General features: G+C 64.3%; 15 protein-coding genes and 1 pseudogene. All 16 read right to left on the reverse strand.

Annotated features, from left to right (window positions below):
• Positions 1-103: 103 nt before the first annotated feature.
• Positions 104-598, reverse strand: a complete 495-nt coding sequence (locus ABIE24_RS14095; RefSeq protein ID WP_502916284.1) for a hypothetical protein — start codon at positions 596-598, stop codon at positions 104-106.
• A gap of 82 nt (positions 599-680) precedes the next feature.
• Positions 681-1,139, reverse strand: a complete 459-nt coding sequence (locus ABIE24_RS14100; protein WP_354500731.1) for a single-stranded DNA-binding protein — start codon at positions 1,137-1,139, stop codon at positions 681-683.
• A gap of 129 nt (positions 1,140-1,268) precedes the next feature.
• A pseudogene (locus ABIE24_RS14105) lies at positions 1,269-3,076 on the reverse strand (type IV secretory system conjugative DNA transfer family protein).
• 27 nt (positions 3,077-3,103) lie between these two features.
• Entirely contained in the window at positions 3,104-4,099 is a 996-nt protein-coding gene (dprA, locus tag ABIE24_RS14110) for a DNA-processing protein DprA (protein ID WP_354500733.1), read from the reverse strand.
• A 50-nt stretch (positions 4,100-4,149) separates the two neighbouring features.
• Positions 4,150-5,640, reverse strand: coding sequence for a putative type IV secretion/conjugal transfer ATPase (locus ABIE24_RS14115; protein WP_354500735.1), 1,491 nt, complete (start codon positions 5,638-5,640; stop codon positions 4,150-4,152).
• Entirely contained in the window at positions 5,637-6,077 is a 441-nt protein-coding gene (locus tag ABIE24_RS14120) for a hypothetical protein (protein WP_354500737.1), read from the reverse strand. The genes ABIE24_RS14115 and ABIE24_RS14120 overlap by 4 nt, the downstream gene beginning before the upstream one ends.
• A gap of 41 nt (positions 6,078-6,118) precedes the next feature.
• Positions 6,119-7,582, reverse strand: a complete 1,464-nt coding sequence (locus tag ABIE24_RS14125) for an SCO6880 family protein (protein WP_354500739.1) — start codon at positions 7,580-7,582, stop codon at positions 6,119-6,121.
• Between the two features lie 2 nt (positions 7,583-7,584).
• Positions 7,585-8,961 carry a TrbL/VirB6 family protein gene (locus ABIE24_RS14130; RefSeq protein WP_354500741.1) on the reverse strand — a complete coding sequence of 459 codons (1,377 nt, stop codon included), beginning with the start codon at positions 8,959-8,961 and terminating at the stop codon, positions 7,585-7,587.
• Between the two features lie 30 nt (positions 8,962-8,991).
• Positions 8,992-9,261, reverse strand: a complete 270-nt coding sequence (locus ABIE24_RS14135) for a DUF6112 family protein (RefSeq protein WP_354500743.1) — start codon at positions 9,259-9,261, stop codon at positions 8,992-8,994.
• Between the two features lie 70 nt (positions 9,262-9,331).
• Complete coding sequence (locus ABIE24_RS14140; protein ID WP_354500745.1) at positions 9,332-9,598, reverse strand: DUF6112 family protein; 267 nt, start codon at positions 9,596-9,598, stop codon at positions 9,332-9,334.
• 1 nt (position 9,599) lies between these two features.
• Positions 9,600-10,766, reverse strand: coding sequence for a M23 family metallopeptidase (locus ABIE24_RS14145; RefSeq protein WP_354500747.1), 1,167 nt, complete (start codon positions 10,764-10,766; stop codon positions 9,600-9,602).
• Positions 10,767-10,775: 9 nt separating this feature from the next.
• A complete protein-coding gene (locus tag ABIE24_RS14150; RefSeq protein WP_354500749.1) occupies positions 10,776-11,426 on the reverse strand; it encodes a hypothetical protein in 651 nt (216 codons plus the stop codon).
• 33 nt (positions 11,427-11,459) lie between these two features.
• A complete protein-coding gene (locus ABIE24_RS14155) occupies positions 11,460-12,542 on the reverse strand; it encodes a ParB N-terminal domain-containing protein (RefSeq protein ID WP_354500751.1) in 1,083 nt (360 codons plus the stop codon).
• Positions 12,539-13,234: a hypothetical protein gene (locus ABIE24_RS14160; RefSeq protein WP_354500753.1), complete on the reverse strand. Its 696-nt coding sequence runs from the start codon at positions 13,232-13,234 to the stop codon at positions 12,539-12,541. Before ABIE24_RS14160 ends, ABIE24_RS14155 begins: the two co-directional genes overlap by 4 nt.
• A gap of 192 nt (positions 13,235-13,426) precedes the next feature.
• The gene (locus tag ABIE24_RS14165) at positions 13,427-13,828 is read right to left on the reverse strand and encodes a hypothetical protein (RefSeq protein WP_354500755.1); all 402 of its coding nucleotides are present in this window, start codon (positions 13,826-13,828) and stop codon (positions 13,427-13,429) included.
• A gap of 156 nt (positions 13,829-13,984) precedes the next feature.
• Positions 13,985-14,884, reverse strand: a complete 900-nt coding sequence (locus ABIE24_RS14170; RefSeq protein ID WP_354500757.1) for a bifunctional DNA primase/polymerase — start codon at positions 14,882-14,884, stop codon at positions 13,985-13,987.
• Between the last annotated feature and the right edge of the window lie 51 nt (positions 14,885-14,935).

Raw genomic sequence — 14,935 nt, forward strand, 5'->3', positions numbered from 1 at the left:
GCTTGGGCCCGAAAAGGTTGCCCGGCTGCATTACTGCTGAGCGGACGCTAAACGCCTCAAACAAACTGGTGACACCGCCGTAACCGCCGCCGTGCCGCGAACTCTACGAGGGCTCGGCGCGGTGATAGAGATAAATTTCCGACTCTCGCCGTCGAGCGACGTCATCAACGACGAACTGCACAAAATCCTCTTCGCGGTCCGGGATGACGATGTCCTCGACGGCATCCGCGGGCGGTTCGCCTGGCCAAGCTGTCTGGCGTGTCGGCCGGTCGCGCTCGAGGCGCGTGCCGGCTGTCGCCACCCAGTCGCGAAGACGCTGTCGGGCGTCCGCGAAGTCGCGGTGCCATCCGAATGGTGCGGAGCCGTGCTGGTCAGGATCGTAGGCGCATAGCCAGTGCAGGTGCAGCGCTGAGAGTTCCCACACGAGTTCGGGGTGCCGATGCCAGAAGGGCGGTACGACGGACGCCGAGAGTCCGTACGTCCGTCGCAGCCAGTTCACCCACCGGTTGAGTTCGATCCATTCGGCCTCGGCCTCCTCCGGGGTGAGAAGGTTCCAGTTGATCGGATGCGGGGGCTCGTTCGTGAGCGGTCCGTCCAGGTCGTCGTCAAATGGGCTCGTGCCGAAGGGGACATCTTCGAGGCCAGGTGCCGACTCCAGCCGGGGTTCAGCCACTGCAACCTCACAGCCCCAGCGCAACAGAGCCGGCCCGGGGCAGTCCAGTCATTCGCGAGAAGACATTGTCGACGCCCCGGGACTCCCTGTCGGTGCCCGCAGCTTCGCGGTGAGCCCGGTCGACCGAGTAATTCGTGCGAGCGAGGTCGTGGCCAATCTTCTTAGCGACGAACTCCTCCCGCTCAACGACGGCGCCATCGCGCTCGACCTCGAAAGTCCGGACGTAGCCCTCGGCGACGAAGCTATCGCCCTTCGCGAACCGCTTGAGCGCCCGCTCGGCTGTAGCACGGTAAGCAACCATGTCGTGGAATGTCGGCTCGAGCTCGGTGAAGCCGCCTCCATCGTCCCGACGGAAGTGCGGCTGGCCGACTCGGACATAGAAGCGGGTGTCGCCATTCTCAGTCAACGATCGCTGTGGCTCCGATGCAATGAAGCCCGAGAGCGATTGTTGCGTGTGAAGTGCCATGGGGCTCAACCTCCGTAGTTCTGGCGGACCAAGGTGGTCCGCTCACTACGAGGTGTGCCGCACGCTCCATGTCGAGAGCGTCCTCGTGCTCGGCTGAGGTCGTCAGCTGCAACTAGCCAGATGGGGCGGTCACGTACCGCGGCCGTGTTGATCCTCAGGCTGGCGCGGACTTGGAGCGCGCATCGATGTTTCAAGTGCAGTTCGATCCGCGCGCAGCGCGTGCGCATCGGGACGCGTGGTCCACGTCTGAAGGCTCGCGATGATTGGCGGAGCCGCTCGGAGCATGATTAGGCCCGTGCCGAAGGGAAGGGTGCGGATCATGTCGGGTGGCATGATCGGGACCCGTCGGATCGAGCGCTGTGCTGAGCGTGAACCACCATCGCCAACCGTTGTCGAGTCGGTCGATTCATCGCGCTCGCCGATGAGGGTTGAGAGGTCGTGCAAGTCCCGCGAATTCGATGCACCGCCGAGCACGATCTTGACGATCGAAGAGTCCCAGATCGTGCCAGCCGCGTTGTCGCTCCACTTCGTGCGCGCTTGTGCAAGCGACTGCAGCACCGGCATGGTCGTGATGCCTGTCCCGCCGCCTTCGGCCATGAGATTCGGCAAGGAAGGGAGGGGTGCGAGGTTGCCAATCTCGTCGAGCGCGAGGAGCAGGGGAGGGTCGATGCGCGCACCTGCGCTGCGCGCTGCGATCCGACGGGTCGTCTCGACCAGGTCCTCGACGAATGCGGAAACGAGCGCGGCGGAGTTATTTGAGCCAGCACCGGTGGCGAGCAGATACAGCGTGCCCTTGCTGCGTAGAAATTCCTCGGGGTCGAACCGTTCTCCCTCGCCCGGTGAGACGGCATCCAGCACGCGGGGGTCGGCAAGTGCGCCCAATGACAGGGAGACACCTTGCCAGATTGAGTCCCGCGTACGCGGGTCTGCCTCAAGCATCGCCTGCAACGAGTCACCCCAGCCGGTCGCTGCCGCCGGGCTGCTCAGCAGAATAGAGACTGCGTCAGCCGCGGCGGCCGGGTCGAGCGTCCAGCGGAATAGCTCGGCGGGTGGCCGGTGATCAAGGGCGGCCGCATGCAGCAGCGCCTGTAGTGCTGTTCGTGTCTTGGCTTCCAAAAACCGCCGCCGTCCACACCGCCAGCCGCTAGTCCGGTTCCGGCTGCCAGCCCGGCTGCACGGATCATCGCGGTCAGCGGGTTCTCGCATCCGCGGATCGGGGACCATCGAAGGCCGGCTGGCACGCCAGGGGCGAGCTGTTGGGGATCGAACACCGCGACGGGTCCGGCCTGCTGTCGTGTCCGAAAAGTGGCTGTCAGATTGTCCGGGCGTGTGGACGTGGTCACCACCGGGCCGGGAGAGTCGAGAATGGCGTTGATGACGATGTGCGCACCCTTTCCGGAGCGCGGCGGGCCGATGACGAGTATCGAGTCCTCGACGCTTGCCCAGACGGTTGTGCCCCGCGAACGTCCGATCGGGTATCCGATATCTGTCGCTTTTGCGCGCCCGAGAGAAGGTCGAAGGTGTGCAGCACGGCGGAGGAGTGCCTTTTGCGAGGCCGCGCGCAGTACGTCGGCTCGCGTGGCGATCCCAGGGATGCGATAGGGGTCCGCCAATGTCTTCCGGTCGCTGATGCGGAGTCCCCGCCATAGCCAGATTCCCATTCCACAGACGGCGCCGAGCAGAACGCTTACGGTGAGCCAGTACGCGAGGGGGTGCAAATCCGGCGCGTGCATGGCGCTCGAGGGATCGCTTGGTTCGAAGAGGACGTGGAGGCCGGTTTCCGGCCCACCGGTCGGTTGGGTGGTGCCAGTCGCCCAAGCTGCGACAGAACCAGCTCCTCGCAGGAGCAGGGTAAACAAGGCAGTGACAATAAGGAGTCCCATGCCCACGTTGGCGAGTTCGTCACCGAGCGTGGCCTGTGGTCGCGGGGCGCCCATGGCTACCGTCCAATCCTCCAAAGATCGTTAGAGCCGCAAATCAGCTTCGGTCCGGGAGAACCGTCTCGTGGGGGAGTAGGCGAACGTCCGATCCCCTGAGAAACCGACGGTTGAGTCCAACAGATCTGTCACGTCCTGCGCATCGGAGACGAGGCTCGCGACCCCCTCCTGGATCAGCCGATGGCATCCGGCGCTCGCCGCGCTCGTCACCGGTCCGGGAACGGCGCCGACTGGCCGGCCGAGGGAGTGAGCCTGCCAAGCGACGTTGAGGGAGCCGGATCGATGTCCCGCTTCGACGACGACGGTCGCGCCCGAAAGCGCCGCAAGTATCCGGTTTCGTTGGAGAAAACGCCACCGAGTGGGGGTGGCGCCTGGCGGCAGCTCGCTGACAAGCAATCCGCCGCTCTGTTCGATGCGCTCGAAGAGCTGATCGTTACCCGCTGGGTGGAGCCGGTCGAGCCCGTTCGCAAGCACGGCGATGGTCGAACCTGAAAACGACACTGCGGCTGCTCGATGCGCAGATTCATCGATGCCGTACGCCCCTCCGGAGATGATCACGCGGCCCTGCGAGGCAAGGTCTGAGGACAATTCGGTTGCGACCTGGCTGCCGTACGCCGTTGCGGCGCGGGCACCGACAATGGCGACTCGACCGGAGATCGGAGCCGACAGCTGTCTCACGTCGCCTCTGAGCCAGAGCGCGATCGGCGCGCTCGCGCTCAGCTGCTGCAGCTCGCCAGGCCAGTCGACGTCTTCCGGGGTAAGGAGCACGAGATTGTGTCGTTGCATCTCAAGCTTCATCTGGTCGACTTGACCGGGGTTTAGTCGCGGGGCCAGCCGGCGACGCCAGAGTTCACCCTCCGCCGGGTCGACGCCGTTCGGCAGTCGGGTGCCGGAGGTGATCAGTTGCACGGTTTCGGCCGCGCCGAGCCGGGCTACCAATGTCCCTGTGATTAGGTCGCTTGGCTCGGACAGCGCCGCGAGAGTCATTCTCGCTTCTCGCTCTTCGTCCACGCTCTTGTTCATCGCGATGTCTCCTTGATCGGATCAGACTGCAGCTGAGTCACTCAGTCCGTTTACTGACCGGCCGTCATTCGGGCCGTCGTATCGAATGCCGCGAGCTCATCCGGGTGAAGTTGGTGCTGTACGACAAAACTGCGGTCTTTGACGCGCCACAGCCCCTGACCGGTGCCGAGCGCAGGGAGCAGCCTTCGCTCGGCCCGGCTGAGCCCGAGAGCGCTCGCTGTGGATCCGAGCTGATCCGATTCCTGGCGGTAGACAATTCGTGTTTCCGCATTTGCCAACAGGGACGATGCGAGTGCGCGCATCGCGGATCCCGAGTCGCCGACGTTGTCAAGGTCGCTCAGCTTGTGGAAGACGAGCATGTTCGCGATCCCGAAGTGCCGAGCGAGGCGCCACTGCGCATCCATCCGCCGCAGGAGCGCTGGGTACGCCATGAGCCGCCACGCCTCGTCGTAGATGACCCACCTCTGGCCTCCGGCCGGATCGGCTATCGCTGCTTCCATCCACGCAGACGAACATGTCATCAGCACGGAGATGAGCGTCGAGTTCTCGGCCACCCGGGACAGGTCAAGTGAAACCATGGGAAGCGAGGGGTCAAAGCGCACCGTGGACGGCCCGTCAAAGAGGCCGGCGAGGTCGCCTGCGACGAGCCGGCGCAGTGCATGGCCGACGAGGCGCCCGTCTTCCGTGAGCCGACCTTCCCGGTCGTCTTCGGGACTCGGCGCGAGGATACGGTCTACGACCATGGGTAGGATGGGCACGTCAGCGCTTCGCACGGCATCGGTCAAAGCTAGGTCGATTGCTGTGTGCTCGAGCGGGGTCAGCGTTCTATCGAGAACGGTCTCCGCGAGCGCGCCGATCAGCTCACGTCGCCGCGACGTGAGTTGCGCCACCCACTCGGCATCCGAAGTGGATGCCGTGCGGTGGCCCGCGTCCAGCGGGTTCAGCCGGTTGCTCAGACCATGGCCGAGAATGATCGCCTTGCCGCCGACAGCCTCGGCGACAGCGGTGTGCTCACCCTTCGGGTCGCCGGGCACGTAGACCCGTCGGCCGAAGGGAAGCGAACGCGTGTACAGCGATTTTGCCAGCGAAGACTTGCCGGAACCAACGATCCCGGCGAGGACGATGTTGGGTGCGGTGATCAGCCCACGCTGGTAGAGCACCCAGGGATCGTAGACAAACGAGCCGCCTGAATAGAGGTCTTGTCCGACGAAGACGCCGGCCGAGCCAAGTCCTGCCTCTGCAAGGAACGGATAGTGACCGGACAAGGTAGCTGAGGTGTCTTGATGTTTGGGGAGGCGTAGCCGTCCCGGCATCCGCAGTTGTGCAGGGCCAGACTCGCCCTGGGCGGCAAGGTACGCCGCCGACCGCGCTTCCGCCCGCTCCTCCTGCCATCGAGCGCGCCCTTCAAGCTGCGTGGCACGCCGGGCATCCGCTTCGATCTTCGCCCCCGACCGTCTTCGGGCGTGACGGTCGCGGCGAAGCTCACCGCGTGGTTCGACCAACGCGGCTGTGAGCAGTTTCTCACCCGACGTGTTATTCACAGCGCGACCGTGTGCCGTGCAGCATTTGTCGACCGGCTTCGGGTGGTGTTCCAAACGCCGGCTGCGCGCTGACGCGGTTGAGCGGGTTGGGTGGGCGACGGCCCGGGCGTCAGGGCGGGCTCCGATTCAGATTCGACCGGATGCCGACGCAGGAGTGACACGTACCGGAAGTGCACACTGTAGGTAAGCACGTAGGGGGAGGCTGGGTCTTCGATGGTCTGGTCGGTCGATCCTGCCGGGATGCTGTCGTACACGTACCCATTCGTGAGCGCAGCGTCGGTCGTCTCCTCGCCGTGGTCCAGCGACCGCAGGTGCGCAATGGCCGCGGGTGCTCCGCCGCGGTTGATTATGCCGAGCACCTCGTCCGCGTCCTCTCCCTGCAGGAAGGTGACGCTGATCCAACGGGATGCTGGTGCGTTCAGTCGTTTCTCGAGCATGTTGGCTCCAATCGGTCCGTTGCATAACAGGTGCGCACCGTTCACACGCTGCGGCAGAGAGGCAGAGCTGCCGCGGTGAAGGCTTGCGCCTGTTGGCCGACGAGACGGCGCGTTTCGCACGAAGCTTGAATGGCGGCTTGCTCGATCGAGGCGACCGCCGCGTCCAGCTCGTCGACAGTTGGAGCGGTAATGCAGACGAGACCGGTCGTGCGGAGCACGCCGTGCCCCGCGGTGAGTTCTGCCTCCTGCTGCAGCAAGTCGTCGTACTCCGCGGTCGCGCTGGCATCCTCGATCTGGCCAAAGCGCCTGCGCTGGTGGGCGTCGCTGAGGAGTTCGGTCTTCTTCTTTCGGAGGTCGCGCGCGGCCTGATCCGCGCGAACGGGAAGGTAGTGCAGTGACACAACGCGAAGGATGCCATTGGTGAAGACGAGAGGTGAAAGGAACCCGGGGAACACCTGCGACCTGGGCCATTCGCTGATCCACAGCACTGCATGGAACGCGCTGTCCGAGCGCAGGCGATCCCAGCTCTCGGCGACAGCTACTGGGCCAGCCGTCGCGAGATCTCGACCGATTCCAGGATGCCGTTCCAGATCGACGGCGACGGCGGGGTCATACGCAGTTCGCAGTATGCTCGCGAGCTCGTCAGCGGCAAGCCAATCGCCGACGATGAGGTCCGCGGCGCGCAGCGCCCCGGTGAGAGCGGTCATCTCCTGGCGGAGAACCGCCGCCGCGCCGCGCATACCGCCCCCTTGGCTGCGAATTTGACGCGAGCAAGCAGCGACATCGAGCGAGAGACTGATCGTTGTCTCGTGGCGTTCACCGGCCGGTCCTGCCCGCTCGATCAGATCGCGGTAGGTAGTCGCGGCCCAGGTGTCGTCATCGATCCCGTGTTGCTGCCACCACTCTGCGAGCCCGGTGCCGGAATCGGGCAGTGTGCGCTCCGACACCTGCAGTCGAGCGATTCTCCCCGACCTGCAGGCACTTGCAAGCACGCGTCCCCACCCCACCACTCGCCGATGCTGCTCCCCAGGGTCGAGCAGTGCGAATGCTGGATGCGACACCCAAACGATCGCGGTGAGGGTTTGCGAGTGCGGGTCATGGACCATGACCGCTCCTGACTCAGGATCGTCCCACTCCCGCAGGGCAGATGCGTCCCCCGGGAGTGCCAGGGTTCCGACCGGGCGCGGGCGAACGATGTGTCGCCGGTAGGTGAGTTGCCTATAGGCAGCGCGCCACACCCACCGGGCGACAATCGGCACCCACTCCACGATCTTGCGGCCACTGATCGGGACGCACACGATGGCTGCCGCGGGGACCCAGATCGGGCTCGACCATGCGATGCCAGGTGCACCCGCTGTGTAAAGCGCTGTGACTATGGTCAAGATCGATATCGACAGGGCAATCAACTGCGGCGCCGATAGCCCCAACAGGATGCCTCGTCGAGTCAGTCGTGAAAACTGCACCGGTGAAAGGTCGTACTCTGAGCGAGTTGTGTCGGTGTCCATAGCTACACGTCCCTCCGCGCGCGTTCGGCTCCTGGGGAGGGAGTCATGGACGAAGGTGTCGGTTTCGTTGACCGCGCGGGCGCCAGCACAGGCGGCGGGGTGCTCGGCTTCACCACGACGCCGGCCTCCTGCGTCTGGCTATCTGCCGTCTGTCCGACCAGGCTTCCGACCTTCGGACCAGCTTTGGCGGCAGCACCGGCCACCGCAGCGCCGACCGCTACACCTGCCCCGGCCACGGCGGGTGCCGCAACCGCGCCTGCCCTGCTGACCGCGCCGGCGCTCGAGGCGCTCGCCGCGCCGGGACCGCCAGCCGACGAAGCGGGACCGGGTCCTCCGCCGCTCGAGCCGAGAGTGGGGGCATGGCGGCCTTGCGTTGGTATCGCGCTTCCGCTTCCGCCGCCGTCGCCGCTCGAGCCTAGGACTTTCTTGACGCCGTCTGTCATTGGTGAGTTCGGAACGGGGACCGGCCGGTTCAGGGCCGACTTCGCCTCCTGCTCGCTGGATATCGCGTGATGTATGTCGAACCCCACGAAACTGAGGAACTTGTACGAGATGTACGGCGCGAATGCAGCGATGAACATCAAGACGATCCCGGCGATCGGATCGCTGATAGAAGCCAAATCTGCATCGATCGGGGCCGAGACCTGCGCAACCGCTACGAGGAAAATTACGACGAGTACAAGTTTCGACAGAATGAGAGCAATCACAAACGCGATCCACTTTGTGAACCATCCCTTGGCGGCATCCCACGTTGCACCGGCGAGAGCTATCGGGCCGAACACGATCGCTACGAGCAGCAGCGCCTTGCGGATAAGAAGTGAGAACCACACGATCGCTGCCGCACTGATCGCGAGCGCGGACAGGAAGATGGTCACAATCGCACCGACGCCGGGCGCGCCAACATTGATCGCAGTGAGACCAGTAGCGAGTAGCGCGATGCGATCGCCCATACCCTCCATGGTGTTACCGCTCGCCTGTACTACTCCGATCGTTAGCTGGTCAGTGATCTCGAGTAGCAGCCCGGTAATGGTGAGAATGACGAATGACCCGAGTACCGACTTGGCCAGGCCAATCGCTGCTCGGGAGAGTGCCGTCGGGTCGCGGTGGACAAGCCCAGTAATGAGTTGCAGGCAAAAGAGCACCAGTGTGATGAAGACTGCGACGCCGAAGAGGACGTTGTAGACGTCGAGGTACGTGGGGTCGGTGAGGTCGACAAGTGTGGTCGTGTCGAACGCCGCCCAGACTGACTCGAACAGCCAGGCAGCGGCGGATCCCATCGCGTGCGCGAGCCAGTCGAACGGCGCCGCGATGAGTGAGGCGGTGCCCTCGCCGACAGCGGTGCACACCTCAGCGATCACGGGCACATCGCACACGCTCATCTCGACCCCCGCATCACTTGCCCGTTTGGGTCAAACGGCTTGGCCGACGTTCCAAAAGAAGTTCACGAGGGTAACTGCCGATCCGCAGACGATCGCCGCGGCGCATGCGACGAGCACGCCGAGCTTGCCGCGCGAAGCCAGGTGCGGGTTCGACGAGTTGGCCCCGAAGCCCCACACGATCGCCGCGATGATCAAGGCGAGCACGCTCAGAATGAGGCCAACGGTCATCACCGCACCGACGATGACGCGTAGTTGGTCGATGCCGGGAAGGCCCGTTGAGTTTGGATCAATGTCGACCACGATCTGCTCCTGAGTTGGTGAATGCGTACGACACTGAGGAGCGCAGGGTGTCCCCGCGAAGCACGCTGGCTCAGAGAGTAGAGCCGACGTCGAGCAGGAAGTCCACCCAGGCAACGCCGACACCAGTAAGAGCTGCAGTGCCGCAGGCAACCCACAGGCCGACGCGGGCCCGGGCAGCGATCTGGAAGTGGCCGTTAGCGGATGCGAGCGCCCATGTAACACCGTTGATGATCATCATGAGCACCGCGATGATGAGCACGAGTGTCAGCAGCGCACCGACGATCCGCTGTAATTCTTCGGCGCCGCCGACGGCGCTGAAGTCGGGGAAGATGTCCATCTCAAGCAGCCCTTCTGGATGTGCACCCGGCCATCGCGACCTCTGCGCCGGCGACGCCGACAGCGGTGTGTTCGGAGAGCCAATCCAATGCATCGACGGCCGGTTCATCTGCTCCGCCCGGGTGGATCTCAATGTGGAGGTGCGGGCCCGTCGACCGGCCAGCGGAGCCAACATCGCCGATGTGCTGGCCAGCTGCCACGCTCTCGCCCGTAGCGACGTGGATGCCGTGATCGTACATGTGGTGGTAATACGAGGCGACGCGCTCGCCAGCGACCGTGTGCTCGATGATGACCTGCCCGCCGTGCGGGGAACGCTGCCCAGCGAAAACGACGGCCCCGTCGGCGACCGCGAGGATCGGCGTGCCTAGCGGCGCTGCGAGGTCGCTGCCTCTGTGAAACTCGGCCGAACCACTGAACGGATCGATCCGCCATCCGAAGTTGCGAAAAACCGTATAGGAGCCCGGCGGGAGCGGAAACACAACTCGAGACGTCTCGGGAACAGACGGCCCGGTAACGTTCGTGCCCGTCGATTCTGTGCGGGTGAGCGCGGAAAGGATCGCTTCTGCTACCGGCTGATAGTTCTGATATCGATCAGGATAGGCGCTGACTTCGACGGCCTGTGCGGCTTCGCCCGGATCTAGTCGCTGCCAACCGGTGATGTCGAGCAGCCCGCGAGGCGATCCGGCGTTCGGACCCGACGGCCCGCCGAAGAATGCTCGCGCCTGATACTGCGGGTGCATGAGTTCGGCGACTGTTCCCCAGCCCAAGACTGGACGCATCTGGAAAAGACCTAAGGAGTCGTGGTCGGAGCCGACCCCGTCGTTCGGATAGTGCGCAGAATCGGGATAAGCGCTGGTGTTGGCGAGCATCCGCAGTGTCGACTCGGTGAGGGCGGCCATCAATGCGATGAGTACTCCGTGACGGCCGACGCTGGGCGTTCGCGATCCGATTGTGATGATCGTTGAAGCGTGGGTCAACTGCCGACGGTTCAAGACGACCGACCGACCGTCGCGAGTTTCAGCGGTGAGAGAGTCCGGGATTGCCCCGACGACGAGCGACCCTGATCCACAAGAGGTCATGGCGGGGTTCATCAACGCGGCGACACTCATTAGACCGGCGATTGGGCTGGCAAACACAAGTACAACAAGAATGCCGATGAGCTTCTTCATCTTCGGGACTCACTTCAGAGGTTTGTCGAGCTGCGAGAGCCGAAGGAGGGTGCACGGTTCCGCACCCGGGCACCTGACGAAGACCGTGAACGTTACGTCTCGCTCGGTGCGGATGATGTCGGTACCCCACGTACCCTCTCGATGAGCGGTGCCCACGATCGTGAATGCCGAAGCACCTTGCGGAATTTGTCCCGGTGCCGCCTGCCGGAGCGCGGTCGACCATGCGTCCGGGACATCAAGGGACTTCACTTCGAGCCACTGCCGCGTGCCGTAATCGGCCAGTTGCTCCCACATCTCCGTCACGGGCAGGAACCTCCGAATATCGGATGCCACAGCAGGCCCTTCACCCGGATCGGCGACGTCGACCAGTACCTGGGCCCAAGGGGATGGCCCACCCACGTAGCGCGTGTCCCAGTTGAATAGTCCGTGCGAAATGCTCCGAGCAAAGAGCTCGGCATCTAACGTAATGAGCAGCGGCCGCGGCCTGTCGGGGCGTTGGTACGTCGTTGAACGGGACGTTTCGTGCTCAGACGATTCTGGCTGGGTTGCTGTCGACGGTCCACGCATCAGCCCGAGCACACCAACGACCACTATCGCCATCATGGTGATGGTGATGCCCGCGATCGCAATGAGCAGACAGCGCCTGTGAACAAAGTGCATCAGAACTCCCTGGGTGAGAGGTAGCGGGGAGCATCACCCGAAAGGTGTACCGCTCGCCTGTACCGGAGCCGATCTGCGGGATTCGGCGCGTAGCGACCGCAGCCGCTCTGCGAACTCGATCGTGCCGGCCAAGGTCGCTTCAAACTGCTCCCACTGCTCGTTGGTGATCTCCGTAGAAATTTCGAGGCAGTCGTAGCGGAGCCACCATTCACGCAGGTCGCTCCAAAGGAATACGAACGAGCGCGCGGGGAGCGTCGGATCCTTTACGGTGGCTGGCTGAGTGTTTTGTGACTTCGCCATCTTGGCGCGCGCGAGCGCTTCTCGAGCCACCTCCGCGAGCTCCATCTCAGTCGATGAGTGCGAGGCAGCGTGCACCCGAGCCGCGCCCAAAGACGAGGTTTGTCGGACGTCCTCGGGTTGTGTTGGATCTGTCGCTAATCGCTCCAGCTCTCTGACAGTTAGATGGGTACTCATACGACGGTGCGCGGAAGTCACCGAGCCTCCCTGGTCGATTGAGTCCAATTCGACGGTCGCAGACCTACGAGTGGACTCGTCGAAGGCTTCGTTAGCCGCTATACGTTGCAGGTCGCCAATTCGGTCGAGCGTCGTATATGAGCGTCGCCCGGTCACGAAGAGTGCCGCTTGTGCTCGTGTTTCGCCATCGAGCGGCGTTGACGGTGCCGCCACCGTGGCGGCACCGTCAAATTTCCGGTTTTTGCGCTCTGACCCGAAACGAGATGCCTCCTGCCGGCGCCGCGCGTCCTCGGCGAGTAGCATCTTCACTTCCCGGTACAGGGTTGCGGCTTCGGTGGGGCTCAGGGACTTGTGGAGCGCGTTTTCGTCCTGCTCCGCGAGTAGCTGTGTGAGCCGGTCCGAGAGCCCGGAGCGAACCCAGACGTTGAGTTTGCGTACCCCCAGCTGGCGAAGGGCGGCCAGGCGGCGGGCCCCACAAACGAGGATGCCTTCGGGGGTCACCGTTATCGGCTGCAGCATCCCGTGGCTTTGTATCGACGCTGCGAGCGCGTCGACGTCGCCGAGATCGGTGCGATGTCTCGAACCGATCCGGATGGAGTCGATCGACCGCTCGAGCTCGATGTGCCCAGGGGTGCTGGTCATAGCTGCACGCTCGGGGCATTGCCGGCGATGTCCGAGACAAGGTTGTCGTCGCGGAAGAGGGTGCGAAGCGGCTCGCCGATGAGCAATCGAAGCAAGATTCCACGGCCGGCCGTGGTGTGTGCCTGCAGCGGGTCGCAGGAACCCAGCAATGCGCGGAGCATCGCCGTCCAGGCAGGTTGCGGAAGGTCGAGGAGCGCGCGGGCGGCGTAGTCCCTCCTGAGGGATTCGTAAGCGGACGCACGCGAAGATGCATCCGCGAGCCGACCGCAGATGTACTCGACGCCGTCTCGAGCGCGGTCCGCCGGCCAGCCGAGCAGGGTGAACAACATGATCGCGTCCTCGACCGCCGACTCGACTTCGAGCGGCGGCGATTCAGTCTGCGCGTCAGCCGGGTTCGTGCGGAACGCCGGGTGATAGTCGGCTAGTGAGTGCTCACGATCACTGAGGCGTTCTGGGTCGTGGTATTTCGAGACTCTGGCTCGGCGCGCCTGTTGTACCGAGCACAGAAGTCCCTGAGCGCGCTCCTCCGCAATACATGTCACTTGCACTGCCCGGGTAACGATCGCCCATGGGTCGTCGGCACGCAGCGTAGACGGCGCGCGCATGGCGTCATACGCAGCCGTGGCCGCCTCCCAGGGATCCAGACCGTGCTTGCGCGCCAGCGCCGCATAGCGCTCAGCGGCGTACCGCATCAATTCGGACGCCTCGGGGTCCGTCCTCCACCCGGAACCTCCGTCCGCTTGTAGGCGGCCGAGCAGGACCCTCAGCCCTTCGGAGTTACGGAATGAGTTCGGGCTTGAATTCCGGTGCGTAATCCGATCCATAACGGCACCTTCCTCCCGTCTTCTAGGTGTGCGTTGCCGTGCTTAGAGGGGTGGACCCAGTCAGCGACGTAGAAGCCGGTACCAGAACAACGGGGGATTCCCGGTTGCACGCCCGAACTCGGTGAGTGGCGGAAGCCGGTCGGCGCGTTCCCGGAGTGCACGACGAGCGATGGCAGGGCTTCGCCGCATGCGTCGCGAGAGGTCGGCTTCAAGGTCGATGCCGCGGCCGGCGATGCGTCCGGTGCCAGTGCTCAATAGATCTGAGGCGCGAACCCAGACGATCTCGGGACGCGGGTCGCGATTCTCTGCCGTCGCGGCGCTCATGCGCGAATCCCCGTTACTAACTCGTCGCAATGCTGAGTGACGCGAACCGTCCTCAAGAACCGGCTCCGATCGCTGTTCATCGCCGACATCCCCGACGCTGGCTTTGTCGAGTGACTCATCGAACTCGTCTTCATCCATTGTTGTGCCTTCCTCGCGCTCGTCATTTGAACAGAAGGAGTACTGACGCTTGCCCGAAACGGCGCTGGGCCATCGCTACGTGTGCGCCGAGTCGCGGGGAAGTCGGAGTTCGACGGGCCGCAACATCGCGAGACGAAGTTCGTCTCGGCGCCCTGGTCACGGCAGGCATCGTGTCTCCCCGGAACCCTTGCCCGATGCATCGCGGTTGAACCACGTCATTTCTGTTGGGCCAGGCGGGCCGGTGGCAGTCTGCCGGCCCGCGGAGCTGATCGTTGCAGCGATCTCCCAAGCGGGGAGGCCTGCGGTCTGCGCGGCGGGGGCCAGCGTTGCTTCGACAGCAGCTGGCGTGAACCCGGCCTCGGATAGTCGGCAGGCCGCCCAGAACAGCCCGCGGTTGCGCTCGCCCTCCTGTAGCCGGCTCACCCAGTGCGCAAGCCGGTCTGCCTCAACCGAGGTGACTAGGGTTCGCCCCTGCGGTCTCCGCGGCGGCCGGGGAGAGATGAAGTCGCGGAGCGCGATGGCGTCCACCGGCTTTGAACCTGTGGTTGAAACTGAGGAGAGGCGGTAGCTGACTCGGCCATTGTCCGTTTCGAGTGTGGATGGAGGCACGACGACATAGCCACCGTTCGCGCGGAAGTCGATGTGCGCAGAGGCAACCTGCCAGCAACGTTGCGGCCGAGACGCCATCGCGGGGAAGTACACATGCATCCCTCGGGACGGGGTACCGACGCGGGCGAGTTCCCCTTCAAGGAGTCCGGCGGCACTCGCCCTGTCGAACGCAGCGAAGCCGGATGTTGTGCGCGTCACATCGACGTCCACGACCTCGATGCCCGATTCGCTGCCTGTGGGCAGCCCGATGTTCGCCATTGGCCATCGAGCCCACCACGCGCCAATTTGAACGATGTCGCTTGTGGCTTCGAGGAAGCCTGCATGGGTGAGAGGACGCTTCCCGTGCGTTACACAAGGGAAAATCGGGATGCCGGCCTGGGCAAGAACGATGGCGGCATCCCGTGTCGTCAGTCGACTCGTGGACAGAAGAGCATCCGCGATATTCATCCGAAACATCCCGCTGGTTGACAAATGGATCACCTTCCCGTCAGAGACTGC

Source organism: Mycetocola sp. 2940 (genome assembly GCF_040548835.1).
Classification (GTDB): Bacteria; Actinomycetota; Actinomycetes; order Actinomycetales; family Microbacteriaceae; genus Mycetocola_A.

Bases quoted from the DNA above. Each gene is read 5' to 3' on its own strand.
- ABIE24_RS14145 (WP_354500747.1), bottom strand. From the start codon at position 10,766: ATGAAGAAGCTCATCGGCATTCTTGTTGTACTTGTGTTTGCCAGCCCA.
- ABIE24_RS14120 (WP_354500737.1), bottom strand. From the start codon at position 6,077: ATGCTCGAGAAACGACTGAACGCACCAGCATCCCGTTGGATCAGCGTC.
- ABIE24_RS14165 (WP_354500755.1), bottom strand. From the start codon at position 13,828: ATGGATGAAGACGAGTTCGATGAGTCACTCGACAAAGCCAGCGTCGGG.
- ABIE24_RS14130 (WP_354500741.1), bottom strand. From the start codon at position 8,961: ATGAGCGTGTGCGATGTGCCCGTGATCGCTGAGGTGTGCACCGCTGTC.
- ABIE24_RS14140 (WP_354500745.1), bottom strand. From the start codon at position 9,598: ATGGACATCTTCCCCGACTTCAGCGCCGTCGGCGGCGCCGAAGAATTA.
- ABIE24_RS14155 (WP_354500751.1), bottom strand. From the start codon at position 12,542: ATGACCAGCACCCCTGGGCACATCGAGCTCGAGCGGTCGATCGACTCC.
- dprA (WP_354500733.1), bottom strand. From the start codon at position 4,099: ATGAACAAGAGCGTGGACGAAGAGCGAGAAGCGAGAATGACTCTCGCG.
- ABIE24_RS14170 (WP_354500757.1), bottom strand. From the start codon at position 14,884: ATGAATATCGCGGATGCTCTTCTGTCCACGAGTCGACTGACGACACGG.
- ABIE24_RS14150 (WP_354500749.1), bottom strand. From the start codon at position 11,426: ATGCACTTTGTTCACAGGCGCTGTCTGCTCATTGCGATCGCGGGCATC.
- ABIE24_RS14125 (WP_354500739.1), bottom strand. From the start codon at position 7,582: ATGGACACCGACACAACTCGCTCAGAGTACGACCTTTCACCGGTGCAG.
- ABIE24_RS14100 (WP_354500731.1), bottom strand. From the start codon at position 1,139: ATGGCACTTCACACGCAACAATCGCTCTCGGGCTTCATTGCATCGGAG.
- ABIE24_RS14160 (WP_354500753.1), bottom strand. From the start codon at position 13,234: ATGCGGTACGCCGCTGAGCGCTATGCGGCGCTGGCGCGCAAGCACGGT.